The 798-nt window shown below is 75.7% G+C and carries 1 protein-coding gene and 1 pseudogene; one reads left to right on the top strand and one right to left on the bottom strand.

Annotated elements, in window-relative coordinates:
- Positions 1-367 (bottom strand): GNAT family N-acetyltransferase (locus tag KMS84_RS38705; RefSeq protein ID WP_256921239.1); only part of this gene is annotated, 367 nt, incomplete at its 3' end.
- A 168-nt stretch (positions 368-535) separates the two neighbouring features.
- On the opposite strand from KMS84_RS38705, the pseudogene KMS84_RS38700 reads away from it, so the two are divergent.
- Positions 536-798 (top strand): annotated as a pseudogene (locus KMS84_RS38700) (aspartate aminotransferase family protein); the annotation flags it as partial.

The raw sequence follows: 798 nt of genomic DNA, 5'->3' as shown, positions 1-798 counted from the left end.
GCCCCAGACCCCGCCGCCGCGCACCCGGCGCCAGCAGGAACATCCCCACCGCCACCGCACCCGGCTCCGGATGGTCCCGCACCGCGTCCACCACACCCGCCACCGACCCCGCCCACTCCACCACCAGCACCACCTTGTCCCGCGCCGCCGCCCCCTCCGGCAGCGCATAGAACAGACTCTGCACATCCCCCGGAGCCGACGGCAGCCCCGTCGCCGCCACGAACCAGTCCTCGCAGTCCTCGAACAACGCCAGCAGCGCGGCCTCGTCCCCCGGCCCCGGCTCACGCAACACCACCGGCTCCCCCTCACACCTGCCCACCGGCTCCCCGCCCCACTCCGGCCCCGACCCGGACTCCGGCTCCACCATGCTCCCCACCCCGCTCGACCGCAGACGACCGGCAGGGGACACACCCCCACCCGGACCAACCCTGGGGGAGTACCCCCTTTCGAGTACCGATCCCCAGCTTCCCGGCGCGCCCGCACCCACCCCGTACAAGCTGGAACCCCGCTCCCCGCGCCGGCCCGGAGAAACCCCATGAGCACACCGCCCCTCGCCTCGGGCCCCCAAGGACCCGACGCCCTCAGGCCGTTGCTCGCCACCGTCCTCGACGCCCTCGAAACCGGCGCCCGATCACGCGGCGGCCCGCTCCCCGCCGGCGGACCCGACGCCGTGACCGCCCGCTTCACCCACACCGTGGGCGACATCCTCCCGACCCACGGCGACCCCGACGCCCTGCGCACCCTCGTCCACGCCCTCGCCGAAGGCTCCGCGGACCCCGCCCACCCCCACTGCACCGC

This window comes from Streptomyces hilarionis (assembly GCF_024539675.1).
Taxonomy (GTDB): domain Bacteria; phylum Actinomycetota; class Actinomycetes; order Streptomycetales; family Streptomycetaceae; genus Streptomyces; species Streptomyces hilarionis.
The sequence above is the reverse complement of the archived record's forward strand: the minus strand, read 5'-3'. Positions and strand labels throughout refer to the sequence as shown.